The 23,050-nt window shown below is 39.5% G+C and carries 19 protein-coding genes; 14 read left to right on the top strand and 5 right to left on the bottom strand.

Translation table 11 applies throughout. The features are described from left to right. Positions 1–179: 179 nt before the first annotated feature. The 11 genes from ettA to LC115_10495 all read left to right on the top strand — a co-directional run bounded on the left by ettA (position 180) and on the right by LC115_10495 (position 11,900). Positions 180–1,850 (top strand): energy-dependent translational throttle protein EttA, encoded by a 1,671-nt coding sequence (gene ettA, locus LC115_10545; GenBank protein ID MCZ2357101.1) that lies wholly within the window; start codon positions 180–182, stop codon positions 1,848–1,850. A 13-nt stretch (positions 1,851–1,863) separates the two neighbouring features. Continuing rightward, positions 1,864–2,859 carry an aspartate-semialdehyde dehydrogenase gene (locus LC115_10540; GenBank protein MCZ2357100.1) on the top strand — a complete coding sequence of 332 codons (996 nt, stop codon included), beginning with the start codon at positions 1,864–1,866 and terminating at the stop codon, positions 2,857–2,859. Beyond that, positions 2,846–3,091, top strand: coding sequence for a cytochrome b5 (locus LC115_10535; GenBank protein MCZ2357099.1), 246 nt, complete (start codon positions 2,846–2,848; stop codon positions 3,089–3,091). The genes LC115_10540 and LC115_10535 overlap by 14 nt, the downstream gene beginning before the upstream one ends. 2 nt (positions 3,092–3,093) lie before the next feature. After that, positions 3,094–3,663, top strand: a complete 570-nt coding sequence (locus LC115_10530) for a hypothetical protein (protein ID MCZ2357098.1) — start codon at positions 3,094–3,096, stop codon at positions 3,661–3,663. Continuing rightward, complete coding sequence (locus tag LC115_10525; protein MCZ2357097.1) at positions 3,654–4,076, top strand: ribonuclease H; 423 nt, start codon at positions 3,654–3,656, stop codon at positions 4,074–4,076. The genes LC115_10530 and LC115_10525 overlap by 10 nt, the downstream gene beginning before the upstream one ends. Before the next feature lie 44 nt (positions 4,077–4,120). Beyond that, on the top strand, positions 4,121–4,513 hold the full coding sequence (locus tag LC115_10520; GenBank protein MCZ2357096.1) for a lactoylglutathione lyase: 393 nt from the start codon (positions 4,121–4,123) through the stop codon (positions 4,511–4,513). A gap of 517 nt (positions 4,514–5,030) precedes the next feature. Then, positions 5,031–5,843, top strand: a complete 813-nt coding sequence (locus LC115_10515; GenBank protein ID MCZ2357095.1) for a M48 family metalloprotease — start codon at positions 5,031–5,033, stop codon at positions 5,841–5,843. A 9-nt stretch (positions 5,844–5,852) separates the two neighbouring features. Next, positions 5,853–6,698 carry an MBL fold metallo-hydrolase gene (locus LC115_10510; protein ID MCZ2357094.1) on the top strand — a complete coding sequence of 282 codons (846 nt, stop codon included), beginning with the start codon at positions 5,853–5,855 and terminating at the stop codon, positions 6,696–6,698. A gap of 2 nt (positions 6,699–6,700) precedes the next feature. Next, positions 6,701–7,741 carry a 23S rRNA (adenine(2503)-C(2))-methyltransferase RlmN gene (rlmN, locus tag LC115_10505; GenBank protein ID MCZ2357093.1) on the top strand — a complete coding sequence of 347 codons (1,041 nt, stop codon included), beginning with the start codon at positions 6,701–6,703 and terminating at the stop codon, positions 7,739–7,741. A gap of 154 nt (positions 7,742–7,895) precedes the next feature. Then, positions 7,896–10,763, top strand: coding sequence for a CocE/NonD family hydrolase (locus tag LC115_10500; GenBank protein MCZ2357092.1), 2,868 nt, complete (start codon positions 7,896–7,898; stop codon positions 10,761–10,763). Positions 10,764–10,844: 81 nt separating this feature from the next. Then, entirely contained in the window at positions 10,845–11,900 is a 1,056-nt protein-coding gene (locus tag LC115_10495) for a COX15/CtaA family protein (protein MCZ2357091.1), read from the top strand. Here LC115_10495 and LC115_10490 read toward each other — a convergent pair. From LC115_10490 to LC115_10475, 4 genes are all read right to left on the bottom strand, one after another. Next, positions 11,897–12,208 carry a hypothetical protein gene (locus LC115_10490; protein MCZ2357090.1) on the bottom strand — a complete coding sequence of 104 codons (312 nt, stop codon included), beginning with the start codon at positions 12,206–12,208 and terminating at the stop codon, positions 11,897–11,899. The genes LC115_10495 and LC115_10490 overlap by 4 nt on opposite strands. A gap of 19 nt (positions 12,209–12,227) precedes the next feature. Continuing rightward, positions 12,228–13,643, bottom strand: a complete 1,416-nt coding sequence (locus tag LC115_10485; GenBank protein ID MCZ2357089.1) for a DUF1446 domain-containing protein — start codon at positions 13,641–13,643, stop codon at positions 12,228–12,230. Positions 13,644–13,747: 104 nt separating this feature from the next. Further along, the gene (gene glmM, locus LC115_10480) at positions 13,748–15,130 is read right to left on the bottom strand and encodes a phosphoglucosamine mutase (protein MCZ2357088.1); all 1,383 of its coding nucleotides are present in this window, start codon (positions 15,128–15,130) and stop codon (positions 13,748–13,750) included. Between the two features lie 94 nt (positions 15,131–15,224). Next, entirely contained in the window at positions 15,225–17,246 is a 2,022-nt protein-coding gene (locus LC115_10475; protein MCZ2357087.1) for a tungsten formylmethanofuran dehydrogenase, read from the bottom strand. A 351-nt stretch (positions 17,247–17,597) separates the two neighbouring features. On the opposite strand from LC115_10475, the gene LC115_10470 reads away from it, so the two are divergent. The 3 genes from LC115_10470 to LC115_10460 all read left to right on the top strand — a co-directional run bounded on the left by LC115_10470 (position 17,598) and on the right by LC115_10460 (position 22,562). After that, entirely contained in the window at positions 17,598–18,998 is a 1,401-nt protein-coding gene (locus LC115_10470) for an inorganic phosphate transporter (protein MCZ2357086.1), read from the top strand. Between the two features lie 36 nt (positions 18,999–19,034). Next, a complete protein-coding gene (locus LC115_10465) occupies positions 19,035–19,931 on the top strand; it encodes an alpha/beta hydrolase (GenBank protein MCZ2357085.1) in 897 nt (298 codons plus the stop codon). A gap of 66 nt (positions 19,932–19,997) precedes the next feature. Further along, positions 19,998–22,562, top strand: a complete 2,565-nt coding sequence (locus tag LC115_10460) for a T9SS type A sorting domain-containing protein (protein MCZ2357084.1) — start codon at positions 19,998–20,000, stop codon at positions 22,560–22,562. Between the two features lie 21 nt (positions 22,563–22,583). Here the strand turns inward: LC115_10460 and LC115_10455 are convergent, their stop codons facing one another. After that, positions 22,584–23,015, bottom strand: coding sequence for a T9SS type A sorting domain-containing protein (locus LC115_10455; protein ID MCZ2357083.1), 432 nt, complete (start codon positions 23,013–23,015; stop codon positions 22,584–22,586). Positions 23,016–23,050: the final 35 nt, after the last annotated feature.

The following is a 23,050-nucleotide window of genomic DNA, read 5'->3' as shown; positions in this document are numbered from 1 at the left end:
CTATATCTTTTAGGTTTTCTGAACCATGGTCAAATTATCTTGAATCTATTTTAAAAAAATAGTTTCAAGATAGTTATACAATAGTGATAATCAATCTATTGTAGAGTTATTTTGTAAACTTATCTGTAACTTTGGTTAGAAGCGAGCTACATTGCTTAACTTTGCAATCTATTTTCAATATGAGCGAAAAAATTATTTTTTCGATGGCCGGTGTAGGTAAAATCTATCCGCCGAATAAGCAAGTACTAAAAGATATTTATCTATCCTATTTTTATGGTGCCAAGATTGGTGTACTCGGGTTAAATGGATCCGGCAAAAGTACACTCCTAAAAATCATGGCAGGGATAGACACCAACTTTTTGGGGGAGGCTAAACTTTCGCCGGGTTATACCGTAGGCTATTTAGAGCAAGAACCCATTTTAAATCCTGAAAAAACAGTTAAAGAAACGGTTGAAGAAGGTGCCCAAAATGTTATCGAAATTTTAGCCGAATATGACCGGATTAACGAGCAGTTTGCCAATGAAATGTCTGATGATGAGATGAACAAACTCATTGAGAGGCAAGCAGCTATCCAAGATAAAATTGATGCTGTTGATGGTTGGAATTTAGATACTCGTTTGGAGCGCGCAATGGACGCACTACGTTGCGCACCATCGGAAACCAAAATCGGAATTCTTTCCGGAGGCGAAAAAAGACGGGTAGCCTTATGCCGGCTGCTCATCCAGCAACCAGATATTCTGCTCTTAGACGAACCCACCAACCACTTAGACGCAGAATCCGTAGAATGGCTCGAAAAACATCTACAGCAATATCCCGGAACAGTCATCGCCGTTACACACGACCGCTACTTCTTGGATAATGTTGCCGGCTGGATTCTCGAATTAGACAGAGGACAAGGAATTCCATGGAAAGGTAACTATTCTTCATGGCTCGAACAAAAACAGAAAAGATTACAACAAGAAGAAAAACAGGAATCTAAACGGCAAAGAACCTTAGAACGGGAGTTAGATTGGATTCGGATGGCACCAAAGGCTCGGCAAGCTAAAGGAAAAGCACGCCTAAATGCTTATGAAAAATTAGTGGGAGAAGCCGGCATGGAGCGCGAACAGCAATTGGAAATCTTTATTCCTTCCGGCCCGAGATTAGGAGATGTTGTTATCCGTGCCGAGAACATCACCAAATCTTATGAAAACCGAATTTTAATCGAAAACCTGAGTTTTAACATCCCAAAAGGAGGTATTGTGGGCATAATCGGCCCTAATGGTAGCGGAAAAACAACGTTATTCCGAATGATAACCGGCACTGAAAAACCAGACTCCGGAACCATTACAGTAGGCCATACAGTCGTTTTGGGCTATGTGGATCAAGAACATGATACTCTAAATCCGGAATATGATGTTTATAAATCCATTACAGATGGCAATGATATTATCAAGTTGGGAAATAAAGAAGTAAATGGCCGCGCTTATGTATCTCGCTTCAACTTCAGCGGCTCAGACCAAACCAAAAAAATCGCAACACTATCCGGAGGCGAAAGAAACCGCGTTCATTTAGCCAATATCCTAAAAGTCGGCGCTAATGTTCTACTTTTAGACGAACCTACCAACGATATTGACATAAACACCCTCCGTGCATTAGAAGAAGGTATCGAAAATTTTGGTGGCTGTGCAATTATAATCTCCCACGACCGCTGGTTTTTAGATAGAATTTGCACCCACATCATGGCTTTTGAAGGAGACTCTACGGTGTATTTCTTTGAAGGAAATTACACAGAATATGAAGAAAGCCGCAGAAAAAGACTTGGAAAAGATGCCGAACCTAAACGTATCCGCTACAGAAGCCTAAGTTAAACTGCTGTTTTTTATGAAATTAGCCATAGTAGGTGCAACCGGTCTGGTAGGCTGCGAAATATTACAAGTTCTTTCAGAACTGAATATTCCGATTTCAGAACTGATATTGGTAGCGTCCCAAAAGTCAGTTGGAAAAGAAATTCAGTGGCAAAATCAGACCATACCAATTGTTTCTATCGAAACAGCATTTACTCAGAAGCCGGACTTTGCTATTTTTTCTGCCGGAAGTGCCGTCAGTTTAGAATATGCAGAAAAATTTGCAGCCATAGGCACAACCGTTATTGACAACTCATCTGCTTGGCGGATGAGTTCCAACATTCCGCTGATAGTACCGGAAATTAACGGTACACAAATTGGACAATCCAAAATTATAGCAAACCCCAACTGTAGCACAATCCAATTGGTGATGGTTTTGTATCCAATATTACAAGTTTCTAATATCAAGCGTGTTATAGTATCAACTTATCAGGCAGTTACCGGAACGGGTAAAGTAGCCGTAGATCAATTGACCCAAGAAAGAGCATCAGAAAAGACTTCTCAACCGGCATATCCTTATCCAATTGACTTAAACTGCATCCCGCAATGTGATATTTTTTTAGAAAATGGCTATACCAGAGAAGAAACAAAAATAATTCAAGAAAGCCGAAAAATCTTAAATCACCCAAATTTAGCCATTACCGCAACAGCAGTACGGGTTCCGGTAGTGGGCGGGCATTCAGAAAGCGTCAATATTTCTCTGGAAAAACCTATTTCGATAGATAATCTAAGAGCTGCATTAGAGAATTTTCCGGGCGTTGTTGTCTATGATAATCCCCAAGAGAAAAAATATCCAATGCCTATAATGGCTCACCAAAAAAATGATGTTTTCGTAGGAAGAATCAGAATTGATGAATCAGAACCCAATACCTTCAATTTATGGATTGTAGCCGATAACTTGCGTAAAGGAGCTGCAACAAATGCTGTTCAGATTTTACAGTCCATTATTGCAATGCCTTATGCAATCAACTGATTTACCGGAGTTTAGCAAAAGACAATTGGCTTTTTACAATGGTAATGAGAAAGAACAGATTTGGGTGGCCTATCACGGTATAATTTATGATGTTACAGAAAGCCGTTTATTTCGTGGAGGTAAGCATTACGAACATTGGGCAGGTCAAGACCTTACCCATGAACTTAAACTTGCCCCACATAATGACACTGTTTTTCGGCGATTTAAAGTAGTTGGAAAGTTAATTCATTGATTATGAGAGTCTTTTTACGGATAACTATTGTATTACAACTATTTCTTAATGGCTCTGTCTTTGCGCAGGATTCCCTAAAATCTTGGAGTTTTATGCCGGATGGCCCCGGACTTTATTCCTTTACCGAAGGAGCTTTGTGTAATTATCATCATTTATTACGTTATCCACGGGACTATCAATTTTATGCGGGAATAGGTTTATGGGGTGATTTTTACCGGAGTTCAGAAGATTTTTCATTGGGAATATCCGCAGACTTAAAAGTAGGTGGCAGCGTTCGGATAGAAGATTTCTGGATTATTGAACTGCCATTACTTTTATGCGCTAAGTATGGTTATGGGAATCAGCCGATGAATAACCAAAAGTTGGGAATCGGTTTTGGAATCGGACCCAGTTATTACTACAACCTAAAAGCTAATACAGAACGTTTTATTCGGCCTCTTTGGATGATAGAACTCTCTGCACGGCTATTCCAAAAATGCTTTTTTATTCGTTATAGTTCTTTGTTTAGCACACCCCTTTTTGTTCGAAAATCTATCGCCTTAGGCGGATATATCCCAATTGTATGGAATTAAGCAGACCTCAAAACGGTTGGGCAGTAGATGCCTCTTGTGTAGGAAACCCCGGCCCAATGGAATATCGCTGCGTAGATATTGCAACCGGAAAACTTATTTTCCGGTCTAAGTTATATCCGCTTGGTACAAATAACTTGGGAGAGTTTTTAGGAATTGTGCACGCTCTTGCAAAACTTCAGCAGAAAAATCTTTCTCAAATTACTTTATTTACAGACTCAAATACAGCACTTGCTTGGGCAAGAAAATCAGATATTCGTTCTAAACTTCCCTATTCAGCAGACACCAAAAACTTATTAGACGACATCAGCAGAGCCGTTATTTGGTTAAAAACCCATCCCAATCATAATCCCATAAAAAAATGGAATACCCAAGCTTGGGGCGAAATACCAGCCGATTTTGGCAGAAAAAGCTAAAGCAAAATCTATGTCTCTAAAATCCTTTAAATGGTAATTATCTTATGAAAATGCAAGTAGAAATGATTCTTTATGTAGCAAATCAAGCGAAAAGCAGAGATTTTTATACCTTTTTACTACAAATTGAACCTTGTTTAGATGTTCCGGGTATGACTGAATTTATGATTACAGAGAATCTGAAACTCGGATTAATGCCTGAAAATGGGATAGTTAACATCTTGCAGCCTCATACTCCGCACCCTGCCTCCGGAAACGGAATACCACGCTGTGAACTGTATCTACTATTAGAAAATATAGAACCCTACATAGAACGGATGTATTCACTAAACACAAAACAGATAAGCCCCTTAGAAACAAGGGATTGGGGACATGACGTTGCTTATTTTAGCGACCCAGATGGCCATATTATTGCATTAGCAAGAACGATTAGAAATTAGCATAGCGATAGATTTAGAAGGATTACCGCTTTTTAGAATAGATCCTGAATCGGTTCAGCCTAATTTTCAATACACTTGCAGCCCAAAATTTGTATTATTTTATTGATAACCAAAACACTACAAAGCATGAAAACTATAACTTCGTTGGTGAAACATTATTGCAATCATGGCACCATAGTTTTCTGTTTTCTTGGAAAAACAAGTAGTGTTCCTTACTAATCTTCTGCTTCTAATACGTAACGAGTTATTTATATTTGTTTTACAAATGTTTTCGTGCTTCGGCAATGAGGGTAAGTAACTGTTATTTTGACTTCCGGCATAGACTAAGGTTACTCATTATTGCCAAAAACTTCATCATATTTTCTGAACCACAACCAATTTTTTTTACTCATAATGCCAAAAGCCTAATCTACAAAAGCTATAATTTCGTTGAAAGAATGTTCTTGGTAATCTTTTTATCATACATTCTGAATCATAACTTGAAAAATAACTATTTTTGCATGGTTTACTACGTATTATGAATAAAGTCCGCAGTAGTTTTGCAGGGTTTATAATTTCTCTTATTTTTATATCTTTTGTCGGCTGTGATAAAGGAAACGATGACAAATCGTTGAATGTATTTTCCATTGAGGATGATATTTCGTTGGGAAAACAGGTCAGTCAGGAAATAGAATCTAACCCGAAAGACTACCCTATTTTATCAGAATCTCAATATCCGTTAGCTTATTCTCATTTACATCGAATAGTTAATAATATTTTATCTTCTGGAAAAGTTTTTTACAAAGATAAATTTGAATGGCGTACCAAAATCATCCGTAATGATAGTGTTTTAAATGCTTTTTGTGCGCCGGGAGGTTATATTTATGTTTACACCGGCATTATTAAGTTTTTAGAATCAGAAGATGAATTAGCGGGGGTTTTAGGCCATGAAATTGCGCACGCAGACCGCAGGCATTCAACAGATAACCTCACCAAACAATATGGCGTTTCTACTCTGCTTTCTATTGTTTTGGGAAATAACCCCGGCTTGATTGCTGAAGTCGCCGCCAATTTATTACTCCTTAAATTTAGCAGATCTAATGAAACGGAATCCGATAAATATTCTGTTATTTACTTAAATTCAACGTCTTATGATGCTCGAGGGGTTTCTCGTTTTTTTGAAAAATTGATCAATAGCGGGCAAACCGGCGGAACTCCGCAGTTTTTAAGTACCCACCCAAATCCAGATAATCGGGTGCAAAACATCCTGCAAGAATGGCAAAATCTCGGTAGCCGAACCGGAGAAACCTTTGAAGCACAATACAGAGAATTTAAAAACGCCCTCCCTTAGACAGACATCATGGAATTACACCCGATCCCAACCGGATATTTTAGGTTAGATGGCGGAGCTATGTTTGGAGTTGTCCCAAAAGTTATTTGGAACAAAACAAATCCTGCGGATGAACAAAACCGCATAGACTTAGCTATGAGGGCTTTATTGCTAATAGACGGAAAACGTACTATCTTGATAGATTGCGGACTTGGTCATAAGTATAGCCCTAAGTTTGCGGATATTTATGCCGTAAACCATACCGAAACCACCTTAGCAAATTCTTTACGAAAACACGGCCTCACCGAAAACGATATTACTGACGTAATTATCACCCATTGGCACTTTGACCACGCCGGCGGAGTAACTACCTATAATGCAGAAAATCAGTTAGTTCCTACTTTTCCCAACGCACATTATTGGGTTCAACAAAAACACTTGACAGCAGCTTTAAGCCCAAATGCCCGAGAAAAAGCAAGTTTTTTTCCGGAAAATATTCTCCCTATCAAAAACTCGGGGCAACTTAAACTCATCTCACCAAGCGACCTGATTCATCCGGCAATAGAGTTAGTTATCACTGATGGGCATACTGACGCTATGCAGCTCCCTTTGATTTCCCATAAAGGAAAAAAACTGCTTTTTGCTGCCGACCTTTTTCCCACTACCGGACATATACCGCTGCCTTATGTAATGGGGTATGACGTTAGACCATTGCAAACCCTCGCAGAAAAAGAAATTTGGCTAAATAAAATGATTCAAGAGAACATATTCTTGTATTACGAACATGACCCCGTAACGGAATGTAGCAGTATTGTGAAAACCGAAAAAGGATACAAAGCCGAAAAAAAATGCTCCCTCGCAGAGCTACTTAGCTGATTATGCTACCAGAAATCAGAGACTTAGACGAGAAAAAATGGCAAGACCAACTAACAGAATGGAAACAGCCTAAATATAGAGCTACGCAAATCTTAGAATGGGCTTGGAAAAATCAGGTCAAAGACTTTGACCAAATGACCAACCTGCCTAACTCACTCAGAGACCAACTGCGGGAGCATTTTTTCCTGAATAATCCCAGCATCATAGAACGCCAAATCAGTTCCGATGACTCCTTAAAACTTGCAATACAACTCACTGATGAACAAATCATTGAAGGTGTTTTAATCCCACATAAAAACAGAGTAACTGCCTGCGTTTCTTCACAAGTGGGTTGTTCATTAGCTTGCAAGTTCTGCGCAACGGGTTATCTAAAATTCAAACGAAACCTACACAGCTACGAAATTTATGACCAAGTAGCCCTGCTGCAACAACAAGCGATTTCTACCTACGGAAATAGCCTCTCAAATATCGTTTTTATGGGAATGGGAGAACCTCTGCTAAACTACCGAAATGTTTTAACCGCAATTGACTACATCACAAGCGAAAAAGGGATGAATATTTCAGCCAAAAGAATAACCGTTTCCACAGCAGGTATTGCCAAAATGATTCAAAAACTCGGTGATGATCATGTTCGTTTTGAATTAGCTCTTTCCCTACACGCTGCTACTGACCCAAAACGCAGCCAAATTATGCCTATAAACGAAACCAATTCTTTAACAGCTATTAAGGAAGCTCTACAATATTTTTATACCAAAACTAAAAATCAAATTACACTGGAATATATCCTTTTTGACCAGTTTAATGATTCTATGGAAGACGCAGATGCACTATACCGTTTTTGCAAAACCGTACCTTGCAAAGTAAATATTATAGAATACAACCCCATTTTAGAATCCGAATTCAAAAATGCTTGCACCGAAAAAATAGAATACTTCAAAAAGTATTTAACATCCAAAGGCATAATAGTTAATGTTCGGAAAAGCAGAGGAAAAGATATTGATGCAGCTTGCGGCCAACTTGCTTTACGTAAAATACGTAGTTAGCAGTAAAATAAATCCACTACCCTAAATAGTAAGAAAAAAACAGAACACTCATGGGAATTTCCCCCCTTAGGTTCATTTTTAGGCTATTTTTAATCTTATTTCAGTTTTGTGTTCCAAAAAAATGTATTATTGAAAACCCAAATAAAAAATATCAATGAGAAAACTGTATTACAGCGTTTTAATTATTTTCGGAACAAGCTATGTAGCTCTCTCCCAGATAGGTGGGCCGGTTATTCCCAACAACGGTAAAGTAGAGGGAATAGAGGAGCTTATAGAGCGAAAAGAATATATGGTTCCTATGAAAGACGGAGTTCGGTTAGCTACGGATGTTTTCCGTCCGATTCTGCAAGATGATCTATCTTTTGAAACACCCCTGACCGTTGCCGGCTTTAATTTAGGAAACATCAACCTAACTGTTGCCCAAAAAGGCACTCAGTTTTATAAAAACTTAACACAAAGCAACTCCAACCAATTATCTATTGTTTTTACTCGGACCCCATACGGCAAGAATGACCCACTTCAGGGGCAAATAGAGGCTCTTATGGGATATTGTGGGGTCGTTCAGGATATGCGCGGGCGCTATCGCTCCGAAGGAACGTACCTCCCTATGTTCAGCGACTCATGGGCTAAAAAGAACTACTTTGCTGATAGCTCCATGCGCCACCCTATGGATATTACCCCAAATGCTAACGCTAATTTCCATGAAGACGGATTAGAAAGCATTGATTATCTTACCTATAATCTCCGCTATGATTCCAATAGAGATAGTGTTATCAATGATAGTGATGATCTGATTTGCAACGGAAATATTGGGATGCTGGGAGCATCTGCTCTGGGAAATAGCCAGTATCAGGCGGCAGCAGTAAAAAAAATAAACACCCAAAATCCGGGCTTAAAGTGCTTATTACCCATAGTAGCCTCCGGAGAATTTTATCATTCAACCGGCCACCAAAATGGTGTTTATAGAGAAAGAATTATTGACGGCTGGCTTAGAGGCCAAGTAGAGCGTTATGATTGGCAAAATGATTCTACCGATAACGACCCCAATAACAGCGTTCATACGCTGAGAGACTACGGCCCCAGTATCACAACGCCCTTGTCTGCTGCCGAAATGGCAATTGATTTTTGGACTACCATGTATAGAACCCACTATCCGGATGCAGAAGGCCGTGCCGTTATGGATGTTAGCCATGCTTATATTGACTCTGCCGGCAATGCTACCAAACATGGAACTATTTCTCGCTATACAAATTTTGAACTACCCATTTATCATCTAAGTGGCTGGTGGGATATTTTTACAGATGGCCAAATTGAGACCTACCAACGAGTTATGCAAAATGTATCCACTAAAAACAAAAACTTACAAAAGTTGGTAATTGGGCCATGGGCACACCAAACTATTGGCAGCCGCACTACCGGAGACGTAACCTACCCGGAAGTTGTAGGCTCTTTGTTAGGTGCAACCTTAGATAATATTTCCGCAGCCGATATTCCAAGTGTAGGAAAATCCGAGATAATAGCTTGGTTTAGAAAATTTTTAGGAGAACCTACGGTAGAACTCCCCCCCTATCCCGTTTGGCAACCTATCCAAACCGTATTGGGTACTCTTTACATACAGGTTCCGGCAGATACTTTCCATATTCCATTTACTCAGTTCTTTAACTTTATTAACGGAGCCGGTCCATTACAAAATTTACCTATCAAAATAAAAGGAATTGCATTGGTAGATTCGAGCCAAACTCAATACATTACGATACCGGCTACCGGAACATCCCTCATTGGAGACCCCACACATTCTGCAATCCCTGACCCTGCTAATGTTGAATGGGATAGGTCAAAGCCAAATGGTGTGCCCAATGTTCGACTTTATGTAGTTGGTCCGGTTGAAGACGGTGTATCCGGCCAAAATGGAAACCCTGCAACCGGTAACTACTGGATGAGCGCAGATACATTCCCCATAAAAAATGTCCAAAACAAAACATTTTACTTGCATGCAGACCAGACCTTAGACCTAAAATCTCCAACTACTGACGAAGGAAATCTCAGCTATACAAATGACCCCAATAACCCTGTTCGTACTCATGGAGGTAATAACATGATAGTTTATACCACTGACGGAAGCCGAGTTAGCCAAGGTCAGATGAACTTAGCCGATACCCGCTATGCTTCATATACCATGAACCGCCCTGATGTTTTACAGTTTACTTCACCTGATATTAGAGATTCTTTGTCTATCATCGGCTATCCTGTTGTAACTCTTTATGCAAAATCTCTTCCTATTGACGTGAACAATATGGACGTTACGAACTGTGATTTTATTGTTCGCGTGATAGATGTTTGCCCAGACGGTCGCGAGTTGTTTGTTAATGAAGGGGCTGTTAATGCTCGCGCAAGACTTTACGCAGCCTCCTATTCAAATGATACTTACGGAACAGAAAACCTACCTTGGAGCAATATAAAAGTTGATTCTATCTATGAGTTTAGATTTAAAATGCTGCCATTAGCTTACACTTTTGGGAAAGGCCACAGAATGAAAGTTTTAATATCCAGTAGTAGCTGGCCAAGATACCAATCCTGCCCGCAAATACCTCTGATGGATGGAGAATTTTACCGCCGCCGTCCGATGGAAGAAAAATACTATGTCTATAATGGCCAACAACTTATTGGGCGTTCAGCAGTACAAACTATCGCCTTTTCAAACACCATGCCCACCCAAATTATATTCCCAATTTATGGAGGAGATCTTGTTTCGGCTAATGACAACCTTGTTGCTGACCAAACCCACACTTCTCCAATTATTTATCCAAACCCCGCTAACGACATTATTCATATTTCAACTCCAGAAGAAAATATATCCCAAACTGTTGAAATTCAGAATATTATGGGCGTAACACTTCTTAAACGTGAGTTTCAAGGTTATGTTAATATTTCGGTTTCAGATTTGCCGCGCGGTTTATACTTAGTTCGTATAAAAGCTGCTAATCGGGAGCAAAGCATTACCCAAAAAATTATATTAAAATAATTTGGCATTGCAGCAAAAACAGAATAGGCAGGGAACTACTTCTCTGCCTATTCTGTTTTTATCGCTAATTCACTTTTGTTTATGGCATTAAATAATAGCAACCGCCTGATTATCATTTGGCTATTTTCCGGTGTAATGCTTATTATGCTAATGGTAATCGTTGGCGGGATTACCCGCTTAACCGGTTCGGGACTTTCTATTACCGAGTGGAATCCGATTATGGGTGCAATCCCCCCTTTAAATGAAACAGCATGGAATGAGGCTTTTGAAAAATACAAACAAATTCCACAATATAAACTTGAAAATACCCACTTCTCCGTATCAGATTTTAAATTTATATTCTTTTGGGAGTGGCTTCACCGCCTTATTGGTAGAGTTTTAGGTGTTGTATTTATCATTCCTTATCTCTTCTTTCTCTGGAAAAAAAAGATACCTTCAGAGCTTCATCCCAAGCTAATTATCGTATTTTTATTAGGCGGTTTTCAAGGTTTTTTGGGGTGGTTTATGGTTAAAAGCGGCTTATCCGAACTCACTTCGGTTAGTCATTTTCGGTTAGCTGCTCATTTAATAACTGCATTTATTACCTGCGGCTATATTATTTGGATTATTTTTGAAATCCTGAACAGCAAAAAATCTTTATTAGTCATTCAGAAACAAGCTGTTGTATTAAGTAAAGTAACTTTTATTTTGGTTTTACTTCAAATTATTTTTGGGGCTTTTGTAGCCGGTTTAGATGGTGGATTTGGCTATAATACTTGGCCGCTCATGAACGGAAAATGGTTTAATACCGAATCTTTCAGTAATCAAAAATCTTTTTTATATCAATTATTCAACCAAAAATACGGAGTTCAAATCATACACCGGTATTTTGCTTACGTTGTACTAATCTTCGGTGTTATTTTAGGAATAGCTATCAGTAAATATACTGCTGATAATCAAGTTATTAAATATTCTCGATATATTGCTATTGCAATTTTTCTGCAATTTTTATTAGGAATATTGACCATTTTGGTATTGCCACACAATCCCGTTTTAATCGGAACTATGCATCAATTAGGTTCCTTTTTTGTGTTTTGTATTTTTGTAATTTATTTGCAATTAATTAGTTATAGAAATCCTCGAAAGGTTCGTTTTTAAATTTCTATTTCTAACCGCAGTAAATGACTGGAAAAGTTTTTGCCGAGCGTATCCATACGCAATGAGCGCGAAGCTCCGCCGTCTAAGGCTTGAAAACAAACAAAATTAAGTGCTTCTATGGAATCCCACTCATATCGAATGACTTGACCTTGTATTAGGTTTCCAAAATGCGCTTTAACCAGTTCTGGTGTTAGTTGTTTTTTGAGAATCTGATAGGCTTCAGCACTTTTTGCCAATACCCCAATGTTGCAAACATCATTTTTATCCCCAGAACGTGCTGCGGCTATTTCTATTAAACGAACTTTCATAATCTTGATTAGTAATTAATTACTGTAAATATTCGGATGCCTTAGCGCAATGTACTGTTGTTTGAACAAGTTTTCTGGGTATTAATGTAGGCCAAAGGCTTAATAAGGTGCGGTTTTCTTTTCCCCACCCGGGTATGGCAGTAAGCCCCGGCGGGCCATTTAAGCCTAAGCAAACAATTGACTTAAAAGCCATACTGCCTGTTTTGGTATCTGAATGTTTAATAACCAGCCGAACTCCGATTTCATTCATTTCGGATAAAACTTCAGGGGAGGCAGAAATAGCAGCCTCTCCGTGTATTCCATTTAAACCAAGTAACTGAAACTCAGCACGTTCTATTCCAGAAAGCCCAGCATTTGCCCAAATATCCTTAACTGCTTGGATAAATTTTTGGCATTTTTCATAGGCACAAGGCCAAGAAAAAAAGGCAATCATATCGCTCATAAATCCTTCATGCAAGCCAATACATAATTTCAAGTTTTCCGGACGAGGTTTACCGAGAGAGCCACTGACACGAACCTGATTTTTAGCAACTTCTTCAACCGTAACGTGGGTTAAATCAACGACAACATCTGGAGTGATATAATGACTTGGGTCGTGAATTTCATAAACCAACTGTTCGCGAATGGTATTTTTGGTAACACATCCTCCTTCTATTTCTAATTTAGAAAACACCGCAGAACCGTCTGCAAAAACGGTCGCAATCGGGTAGCCTAAGTTGTGTAATGGATAATCCATTGGCCATTCTGCATAGCTATTACCTCCGGAGGCCTGGCCGCCACATTCTAATAAGTGCCCGATTGTTATGCCGCAAGCCAACTTATTCAGGCCTTCTTGGCTCAAATTTTCGTCATCTAATGCCCAGTTAAAATGATGAGCCAGAATTCCCAATGTCAAGCAAGGGTCAGCAACTCTACCTGCCAAAATCAGGTCTGCTCCTTGCGCAAGCGCGTCAGCGATGCTCTTTGCTCCCACATATACATTTGCGTGCGTAACCGGAAAGTTCACTTCCGAAAAAGGTTTTCCTGTGTCTATATTGCTTAGTGTAAGTCCATTAGCCTGAAAATCATTAAGTCTGTCAAAAACATCATCGCCGGTTATCACGGCAATTTTGAGGTCTTTTATTCCTTGTTTGTTTAATATCTCCGATACTTTTTTAGCTGCGCCATAGGGATTTAGCCCGCCGGAATTTGTTACTAATTTAATTCCATTTTTGTAACACATTGGGATTAAGTTATATGCGGTAAACTCTAAATCTCGGGCATAACCCAAGGAAGGGTCTTTTTGTCTATCTTTTTGTAAAATCGAAAGTGTTAATTCGGCTAAGGCATCATGGATAATGTAGTCTGCGCCACGCTGCAAGGCAATTGTTATCGCTGCGCGGGGACTATCTCCATAAAAACCTTGTCCCGCTGCAATACGAACGGAGTTAGGCATTTTTCACAATTAAATTCTTAACAGCAAAGTTATAAGATTAGGCTTTAAAAGTTTAATCTTTTGCTGAAAAATTATGATTATGGCTTAAAAAAATCAGTGTCTATCTATGCTATCATCCGCTGAATTTGTTGCATAAAGGCAAATGCAACTTCGTCGGCTTGGGTTTGAGTAGCAGCTTCGGTATAGATTCGCAAAATTGGTTCCGTGTTTGACCTTCGGATATGCACCCAAAAATCAGGAAAGTCTAATTTTAACCCATCTTCGGTATTTTGGGGAATATCAGAATATCTTTTTTGCAAAGAAGCAAATAATTCATCAATAGATGCTGTTTTTGAAGCTGTTACTTTCGTTTTAGCCATAAACAGAGCCGGATAACGTTTTTTTAATTCCGAAAGGGATACTTTTTGTTTAGCTAAATGGGTAAGTACTAATGCAATACCTACCAAAGCATCACGGCCATAATGTAATGGTGGGTAAATAATCCCGCCATTACCTTCTCCGCCAATAACCGCATTGGTCTGCTTCATTATCTTAACCACATTTACCTCCCCTACTGCTGCTGCTGCATATTGGCTATTTTTGCTTGCAGCAAGCAACGGTAGTGCTCTCGAGGATGATAAATTAGAAACAGCATAACCCGGCGTGTGGCTCAATACATAATCTGCAACCGCTACCAGTGTATATTCTTCCCCAAAAAGCTCTCCATCTTCACAAACCAAAACCAATCTATCAACATCCGGATCCACTACAATGCCTAAATCAACACTGTTTTCGGTAACTGCCGAGCAAATATCTGATAAATGCTCACGTAGAGGTTCTGGATTATGGGGAAATTTACCATTAGGAACGCAATGAAGGGGAATGATTTCGGCTACACCTAACAACTGTAGTAATTTTGGAACAGCTATTCCACCAACGGAGTTAACGGCATCTACCACTACCCTAAATTGGGCATTTCGGATAGCCTGAATATCTACCAACGGTAACGCTAAAATTCGTTGTAAATGGTAATCTAAATAGTTATTTTTATACCAGATTTTGCCCAATTCATGAACCGAAGCAAATTCATAATTCGGGTTTTCATAAAGGGTAATGATTTTTTGGCCGTCAGATTCACTGATAAATTCACCGTAGCTATTCAGTAATTTTAAGGCGTTCCATTCTGCGGGGTTATGAGATGCTGTTAAGATAATTCCGCCGGCGGCTCCTTCTGCCGGAACAGCTACTTCTACTGTGGGAGTTGTAGCCAAGCCTAAGTCTATCACATCAAAGCCCATACCTACTAAAGTAGCACTGACTAATGCGGTAAGCATTTCGCCGGACGGGCGAGCATCCCGCCCAATAATAATCCTACGATTTGTTGTATGCTGAGAAAGCCACGCACCATAAGCTGCTGCAAAGCGCGTAATGTCCAAAGGAGTTAAATTCTCCCGTTCGCAGCCACCAATTGTGCCACGTATGCCAGATATAGACGCTATTAAAGCCATTTTCTTCGTTTTATCTTTTGGCGTAAAAATAGATAGAAATCTAATAATAAATTCAAACGTAGGCTTTCTAAGCATCAGTAACCATCTTACGATGTTACCAATTTAATAGGTATTCTATTTGTTTAGATACTTTTTCGGCATTTGGAAGCATTGTTTGCTCCAATGTTGTGTTAAGAGGAATAGCCGGAAGGTTCTCACTACCAACAACTTGAACGGGAGCATCTAATTTAGTAAAAAAATGACTTGATATTCTGCCAGCCAAAGATTCTGCAAATGAGTTTTGGGTAGGCTCTTCGGTTAGAATCATAACTTTTCCATTTTTTACAACTGTTTTTTCAATGGCTTGCCAGTCAATGGGTTCTAATGTTCTTAGGTCTAAGATTTCTACTTGATTTTTGAATTTTGTGCTGGCGTTTTTAGCCCAATGAACTCCCATGCCATACGTGATGACGGTACAGGCTGTTCCCTCTGATACGGCTTCATGGCTGCTTTCTTGTACTAACCTTGCTTTTCCTAACGGGATAATATAATCTGAATCCGGCTCTATGGTACGTGCTTCTTGGCTTCCCTGAACTTTTGACCAATATAACCCTTTGTGTTCCAATATAATAACAGGGTTTGGGTCAAGGAAAGCTGCTTTGAAGAGTCCTTTCATATCTGCTGCATTGGAAGGATACACTATTTTGACTCCCCGTATTGTCAGCAATGTTGATTCTATGCTGGACGAATGAAAAGGCCCGCCGCTTCCGTATGCTCCGGTTGGAACTCTTATCAATGCCTGAACCGGCCATTTACCGTTACTTAAATAGCAAGAACGGCTGACTTCGGTAAATAACTGGTTTAAGCCCGGCCAAATATAATCCGCAAATTGAATTTCTACTATGGGTTTGCAGCCGGCTGCTGACATTCCAACGGTACTGCCAATGATGTATGCTTCTTGAATTGGGGTGTTAAAAACACGGTTATGGCCATATTTTGGGGCTAATGTAGCAGCTTCTCTGAATACTCCCCCTAAGTCCCCGCCTACATCTTGGCCATATAAAAGTGCTTCCGGATATTGCTGAAAAATCTCATCAACGGCGTGTAAAACAGCATCTACCATCACAACTTCTTTTTTTTCTGTTGGTACACGGATGCCTCTTTCTTCGGTAATTGGTGTAGGAGCAAAGATATGCTCTTTTAGGGTAGCAGGGTCTGGTTCAGGGGCTTGTTTTGCTTTTTCAAAATCCAATCGGGCACGTTCTTGTTGTTGGCGTTCAATTTCATCCAAAACATCTGGTTTTATGCCTAAATTGAGTAGTTCTTTTTTTAGTTTTATGCGTGGGTCTTGCTGCTGTGCCAAAGCAATTTCTTCGGGTTGGCGATACCATTCGCGCCTCACCCCTGAAGTATGGTGGCCTATTAAGGGAACCCTTGCATGAAGTAAGGCAGGAGTCCTTTTTTTTCTTAATTGATTAAATATCAATGAAACAGTGCCAAAAGAGGCTAAAAAATCAGTGCCATCAACTTCGTAAACAGCTAAATTGGGGAATCCTTTAGCAAAATCAGAAACCGAGACACCTCGTGTTTCTTTGGCGGAAGCTGATATTGACCAAGTATTATCCTGCACTAAGTATAAAATTGGAAGTTGGTGTAAAACAGCCATTTGAAGAGCTTCGCTTACTTCCCCTTCGGTTGTAGATCCGTCTCCTAATGAGCAAACGACTATGGATTTTTGGCTATCATCGGTATAGTTTGGGTGGTTTATGGATTCTAAGTATTTTATTCCGTGAGCGGCTCCTGTTGCGGGGATTGCCTGCATTCCTGTTGCGGAGGATTGATGCGGTATTTTGGGCATATCTGCGCGGCGCAGACTTGGGTGAGAATAATAGGTTCGCCCGCCGGAAAAAGGATCATCACGCTTAGCTAAAAGTTGTAACATCAACTCATGTGGTTGCAATCCAATTCCTAACAGCATAGATTCATCACGGTAATAGGGAGCTACAAAGTCTTGGGGAGTAAGTTGCATCCCCACTGCAAGCTGAATAGCCTCATGCCCGCGAGAGGTAGAATGAACGTATTTACACAAATCCCGATTTGTTTCATAAATAGCAGCCATCTCCGTAGCGCAGCACATCAGTTCATAAGCACGTAACAACACCTCCAATTCAATGGTGATAGCTGTTTCCTCGAGTTGTTCAGTCTGATTCACGAAGCAATAATAATAGAAAAGTTTAGTTTATACAATTTTTTACTTTTTTTTTAGGTAATATCTTGTTTTCTAAATGATTACCACTTCTTGGAATAAGTACTTTTAGGTTAAACGATTGTAAATCTAATATTTGGGTGCTAAAAAAGATTGGGGGGATATTTCGGGCTAAAGACCACTAAATCTGTTCATAAAGTTGTTTTTTGTTTATTAATAGTGCCGTGCATTTCATTTCGTAGTTAATTTTTCTATTAGTTTTGCCGTCATGGAAACTATTTTATGTTTGACTTAGAAACGTCTTTGTTTATCCTGCTAATATTTTGTTTAGTAGCGGCTTGTGGGTTTGAGTTTGTTAATGGTTTTCATGATACTGCTAATGCAGTTGCAACAGTTATTTATACAAATACACTAACTCCGTGGAAGGCTGTTATTTGGTCTGGGATTTGTAATTTTTTAGGTGTCTTTGCCGGCGGAATATCTGTGGCAATGAGTATCGTAAATCTTTTACCGGTAGAAATCTTGATAGACCAAAATATTTGGCATAGCCTTGCTATGGTTTTGTCTTTACTTTTTAGTGCAATAGTCTGGAATTTAGGAACTTGGTATTTTGGATTACCGGCATCAAGCTCTCATACTCTGATTGGGGCGATATTGGGCGTTGGTATTATGTATTCTACGTTACCGGGTTCTACGTCTGCGGCTGTCAATTGGCATAAAGCAGGCGAGGTTGGGCTTTCCCTTTTGATTTCACCTTTGTTTGGCTTTACGATGACAATTTTACTGATGTTTGTTTTACGCCGAATCATCAAAGACAGAAGTATTTTTAGGTCGCCGGATTTAAGCAAAAGCCCGCCAAACTGGATTCGTTCAGTTTTAATTCTTACTTGCACCGGAGTAAGTTTTTTTCACGGCTCTAATGACGGACAAAAGGGGGTTGGGCTTATGATGCTCATTTTGATTGGCATCCTCCCAACTTATTACGCTATTGATATAACCCAAAAAGCCGCCTTGTATCACCCTGATATTCAGGGAATTCACACATTACTAAATAGAACTGACCCGACTTTACTTTCTGCTAATGAAAGAAACGCCCGTAGTAGCGTTCTGGAAATTTGCGCTCATTTAGGTGTTGTTTTTCAGCAGTATAATACATTGGAAAACTTCCCTAAAGAAAAACGCTTTGACCTACGAAAAGATATTTTGCTCGTTTCCAAACAGGTAACAATGCTTATTGAGGGAAAAAACTTGAATTTGAACCTAAAACAAATTGATGAACTTAAATCACACATAAAAAAAATTCGTTTGATAACTGACTACTCGCCTACTTGGGTTATCTTCCTGATTTCATTAAGTTTAGGACTCGGTACAATGATTGGCTGGAAACGAATTGTAGTTACCATAGGGGAAAAAATTGGTAAACAGCATTTAACTTATGCGCAAGGTGCTACCGCAGAGATTATTGCTTCAAGTACTATTGGTTTTTCAACTTTTTTGGGTCTGCCGGTAAGTACAACGCACGTTTTGTCCAGCGGTATTGCAGGCAGCATGGTTGCTAAACGGGGAATTAAAAACTTGCAACCGGCTACCATTCGTAATATCGCATTAGCGTGGCTGCTGACAATGCCCGTAAGCATGACCCTAAGCGGCGCAATGTTTTATTTCCTACGCATGGTACTCTGATTTTGAACCGAACCGAATAACTTTGCCCCTTAAATTATGTTTTTATATTGGATTCTTGTAATTATTAGTATTGTTACTGTTTTATGGTTGGGAGTGGTTGGTTTTTCTACCTATAAATTTATTTTTCCACCAAAGCTAAAAGATTCAAAATTACCTAAGAACCGCCCCAAAAACCCCAAAGAAGTGGGGTTAGAATATCAAGAGGCGACTATTAGCGGCTACAAAGGAGTTCCTATTTCACTTTGGTGGCTTCCGCAGCCACAAGCGGCACCCATAGTTATTCTTTCTCATGGTTTTGCTATCAATAAAGCTATGATTATCACCTTCATTAAGCAGTTTTATGAGCGTGGTTATCAAGTGCTTGCTATGGATCACCGCGCCCACGGGCATAGCGGAGGTGTAGTTTGTACTTATGGTTACTACGAACGTCATGATATGCTTGCCTGCTTAAAATGGGTAACAGAAAAAGCTCCTAATCAACCCATTATCCTATTTGGTGCTTCTATGGGAAGTATTGTAAATTCTATGCTGTTAAGTCTTCCAGAAACCCAAAAGTTTCCCATTCGTGCAGCTGTACTACAAAGCCCTTATGCTGACCTCCCCACCATGACCCGCTACATTATCCGGCAACACTTAGGTTTTTTAGAAACGATATTTGCTGCGCCCATCATCTGGTTCACCGAAAAAAATGGTAACTTTCAGTTAGAAGCAGTCAATCCGGCTAAAGTTCTCGCTACAGTTTCTATACCAAAACTTTTTATATTGGGAGCAAGTGATGACGAAATACCGGCAAGTTTTACCAAAGACACCTATCAAATGGCTGCAGAACCTAAGGAATTAATCATTTTTGAAGCCGGCCATAATGACATCCACCGTGTTGGCGGTAAAGTTTATTGGGATAAGGTGTTCCAGTTTATTAATCAATATGTTTAAACGTTTAATTTTACGGTAAAAGCTGTTTGTTTTTCACTATTTAGTAATTTTCTGTACCTTTGAATTATGAAGCGTTGGCAAGTTCTGCTGTTTGCCGGATACTGGCTAAGTATCACATTCGTTTATGGGCAAATTCCCCCCGTTTGGCAATACGAAGCAGCCTTAAATGACGTAGCTGCTTTTGGAAACACACCCAAAACGGTACAAGATTCTAACGGAAACTTACATCTTGTTTGCTGGAATCAAGCCTCAGATAAATTGGTTTACGGCTTTAAAGCATTCAATTCTGATGAGTGGCTTTTTGAATGGGTTGATAGTTCCGGAAATAACGGATATTCAGCAGCCATCAACTTAGACGGAAATGGAGTTCCGCATGTTGCTTATTATGAGAATATTCAAGGAAAGATGCAGCTACGATACGCGAATCGCGTAGCTGGCTACTGGATAACAGAAGTGGTAGATTCTGTTCAAACATGGGGGCAATATGGCCTGAGTAACCAAAATAATGAAGGGAATGTACACCCATCCATTGATTTAATATTGCAGCCATTTCCTATAATCGTCTTTTTTGATGCTACTTGGGAGCCAGCACAGTTTCATTATGGCTTAGAACTAAAACGAGCGACCAGAGTAGGCGGGCCACCTTGGGTAGTAAGCGGTTACGGAAATATCCCCATCACCTCTGTGCCTACCTCAGATCCTGATTATTTCTGGGGCGAAAACATTGCCGGTGCCCGATACGGCGAATTCTGTAACATCAGCCAAAGCCTTAGCGGAAAAAACTATGTATTTACCGTCTGCAATAAAAATGGACAAATTATCTGGTATCCAGACTTTATGAATACCAACTACGTAGTATTAGATTCTGTCATACGATACAGAGTTAGTACCGACATCTTGCAATTAACCTTTGAAGGATTATCCGTTGCACAAGGCTCTAATGGAGATTATCACCTAAGCTACGCCCTTTCACACCAATATGGGCGCAATGACTATACTCCCGAACTATCTTTCTTTTATGCAAGACTTAATCCTACCGACTCATCTACCGTTGTTTCTGAAATCGTTTTACCCAGAGATGCCAAATATCGCTACAACACCAGTATCGCCGTTCAAGGTAATGATTCTATCATAATTTCCTTTATAGAAAGAGATACCCGAAAAATTCGCTTAGCCAAATCTTGGGATGGAGGCCAAACATGGACGTTTCAAAACGTTTTTAGTTCAACAATTACCGACTACCCTGCTCCCATAATTTGGAAAGGCGATTCCTTAACCCTCGTTTGCTATGATATTGAAAAAGAAAAACTTAACTATGCCTCTATTGCTGTAAATACGGGGTTTATACGTAGCTACTCTATTCAAAAAAGTACTCTTTATGCCAGACAAAACGCCTGTACCGTAACCGAAAACGGACAAGATAAAACTATTGATGCCCTATTTTCTGATGAACTTTCCCAAGAACTATGGCTTGGCCAGAAAAAAAACAATTGGACATTTTCTCAAATAAACACGGGAAAAACGTACCAGAATCTCAGATTATTGGTTAGAAATAACGGCGAACGGTATTTAATGTGGTATGAAACTGAAACACAACAGTTAGTAGCATCGGCAGAAGGAGCAACTCCAATTACTTTAGCCTTTGGAGCCTCTACCGCAGACTGGGTTAGCCGTAATGATTCTATACACTTAATTTACTACAACCAAGGTAATCTTTGGTATCGTTTTGGGACATCCCTCGCTAATTTATCCCCCGAAGTTGCTATTGATACTATTAATCAAGGAGCCGCAGGAGCATTTAAAATCATTATTGACCCGTATGGCTTGCCTCACGTAGCATTTCAGAATATTGGAACAAACAAATTATTCTACCTAAAAAAGACTGCTTTTGGGTTATGGATAAAGTCTGAAGTTACTCTACCCAACCATTTTACGATGGGAAGTTGGGTCGCTATTGCAGTAGGAGCATCTTTGCAACCGCAAATAGTTTGCCGAAATGCCGCCACTAATTCACTACATTATTTTATATGGAAAGCAAGCTCTTGGGTGGAAGAAGTTGTGTATCAAGCTATTTCAGGAGTTGCAGGAGCATATTTTGAAATCCAGTTAGATACTTACGAAAATCCGTTTGTAGCATTTTCCCTACTAAACACCAGTGATCAAGTTCGGATTTTTAAAAAGGCTTATTCAGGAACTATTTGGTATTCCTTACCAGTGTACCAAAATGTGGACCAAATCGGCTCTTCATTTTCTTTTCAACTCACTCAAAATGATGTTTATATCTTGGGTAAACGAAATCGGATTGGTTCTACCGGCTTAGGATTACTATATTCACCGGATGGCGTTTGGGCTTCTGTTGAAGACGTGATAAACTCTTTCCAAGGTACTCTTCTTTACCCTAATCCTACTAACAATGATCTGTTTTTAACTACTCAACTTTTTGAACTTAACGCCCAAAATCCTGTTTCATATCAAATCAATTCCATTAGTGGTCAGTTAGTTGATTCGGGAGTTATTTACATTGAAAATCCCAAAATAGATGTCCAGAATTTGCAACCGGGCATTTACTTTGGGACTATTAAATTAACTAACGGAGTTGTATTATCTCAGAAATTTGTGAAATTACCTTAAAGTAAAAAAGTAAACTGCGAGTTATTCACGAATAATTCGCAGTAGTTCATGCTTTGCGCCTACAAAGACAGACATAAAATAAGGGCCGGGAGCTAAATGCCCTAAGTATAACATCAATGTTGTAGATTCTATATTTTCTTGGCTGAAAACCACTTGGCCAACCATATTTCGTATTTCAAGCCTATTAGCACCCGCCGGTAGTGTTACCTGCACTGTGCTTTGAAATGGATTAGGATAGACCGAAACAGAACCTTTGTCCGGAATAGCTACATGTTGGGCAAACGCATCTTCAGAAGGCGCAATCCCTGCTGAATCTATATTGTATCCGCTTAAATCTTTATGGGCAGGGTATCCAATCTCTACTGAGCCGTAATTAGCTCCGTAAGCCGATATGCTACAGAAACATATTGTAGAAAGTAGCTGTAGCGATATTATAGTAAATATTTTTTTCATGCAATAAACCTTTATTAACGTTGTTAAACAAAAAC

The organism is Bacteroidia bacterium (genome assembly GCA_026932145.1).
In the GTDB taxonomy this organism is placed as follows: Bacteria; Bacteroidota; Bacteroidia; order J057; family JAIXKT01; genus JAIXKT01.
This window is presented reverse-complemented; position numbering and strand designations above follow the sequence as displayed.

Bases quoted from the DNA above. Each gene is read 5' to 3' on its own strand.
- ettA (MCZ2357101.1), top strand. From the start codon at position 180: ATGAGCGAAAAAATTATTTTTTCGATGGCCGGTGTAGGTAAAATCTAT.
- LC115_10540 (MCZ2357100.1), top strand. From the start codon at position 1,864: ATGAAATTAGCCATAGTAGGTGCAACCGGTCTGGTAGGCTGCGAAATA.
- LC115_10535 (MCZ2357099.1), top strand. From the start codon at position 2,846: ATGCAATCAACTGATTTACCGGAGTTTAGCAAAAGACAATTGGCTTTT.
- LC115_10530 (MCZ2357098.1), top strand. From the start codon at position 3,094: ATGAGAGTCTTTTTACGGATAACTATTGTATTACAACTATTTCTTAAT.
- LC115_10525 (MCZ2357097.1), top strand. From the start codon at position 3,654: ATGGAATTAAGCAGACCTCAAAACGGTTGGGCAGTAGATGCCTCTTGT.
- LC115_10520 (MCZ2357096.1), top strand. From the start codon at position 4,121: ATGAAAATGCAAGTAGAAATGATTCTTTATGTAGCAAATCAAGCGAAA.
- LC115_10515 (MCZ2357095.1), top strand. From the start codon at position 5,031: ATGAATAAAGTCCGCAGTAGTTTTGCAGGGTTTATAATTTCTCTTATT.
- LC115_10510 (MCZ2357094.1), top strand. From the start codon at position 5,853: ATGGAATTACACCCGATCCCAACCGGATATTTTAGGTTAGATGGCGGA.
- rlmN (MCZ2357093.1), top strand. From the start codon at position 6,701: ATGCTACCAGAAATCAGAGACTTAGACGAGAAAAAATGGCAAGACCAA.
- LC115_10500 (MCZ2357092.1), top strand. From the start codon at position 7,896: ATGAGAAAACTGTATTACAGCGTTTTAATTATTTTCGGAACAAGCTAT.
- LC115_10495 (MCZ2357091.1), top strand. From the start codon at position 10,845: ATGGCATTAAATAATAGCAACCGCCTGATTATCATTTGGCTATTTTCC.
- LC115_10490 (MCZ2357090.1), bottom strand. From the start codon at position 12,208: ATGAAAGTTCGTTTAATAGAAATAGCCGCAGCACGTTCTGGGGATAAA.
- LC115_10485 (MCZ2357089.1), bottom strand. From the start codon at position 13,643: ATGCCTAACTCCGTTCGTATTGCAGCGGGACAAGGTTTTTATGGAGAT.
- glmM (MCZ2357088.1), bottom strand. From the start codon at position 15,130: ATGGCTTTAATAGCGTCTATATCTGGCATACGTGGCACAATTGGTGGC.
- LC115_10475 (MCZ2357087.1), bottom strand. From the start codon at position 17,246: ATGTGCTGCGCTACGGAGATGGCTGCTATTTATGAAACAAATCGGGAT.
- LC115_10470 (MCZ2357086.1), top strand. From the start codon at position 17,598: ATGTTTGACTTAGAAACGTCTTTGTTTATCCTGCTAATATTTTGTTTA.
- LC115_10465 (MCZ2357085.1), top strand. From the start codon at position 19,035: ATGTTTTTATATTGGATTCTTGTAATTATTAGTATTGTTACTGTTTTA.
- LC115_10460 (MCZ2357084.1), top strand. From the start codon at position 19,998: ATGAAGCGTTGGCAAGTTCTGCTGTTTGCCGGATACTGGCTAAGTATC.
- LC115_10455 (MCZ2357083.1), bottom strand. From the start codon at position 23,015: ATGAAAAAAATATTTACTATAATATCGCTACAGCTACTTTCTACAATA.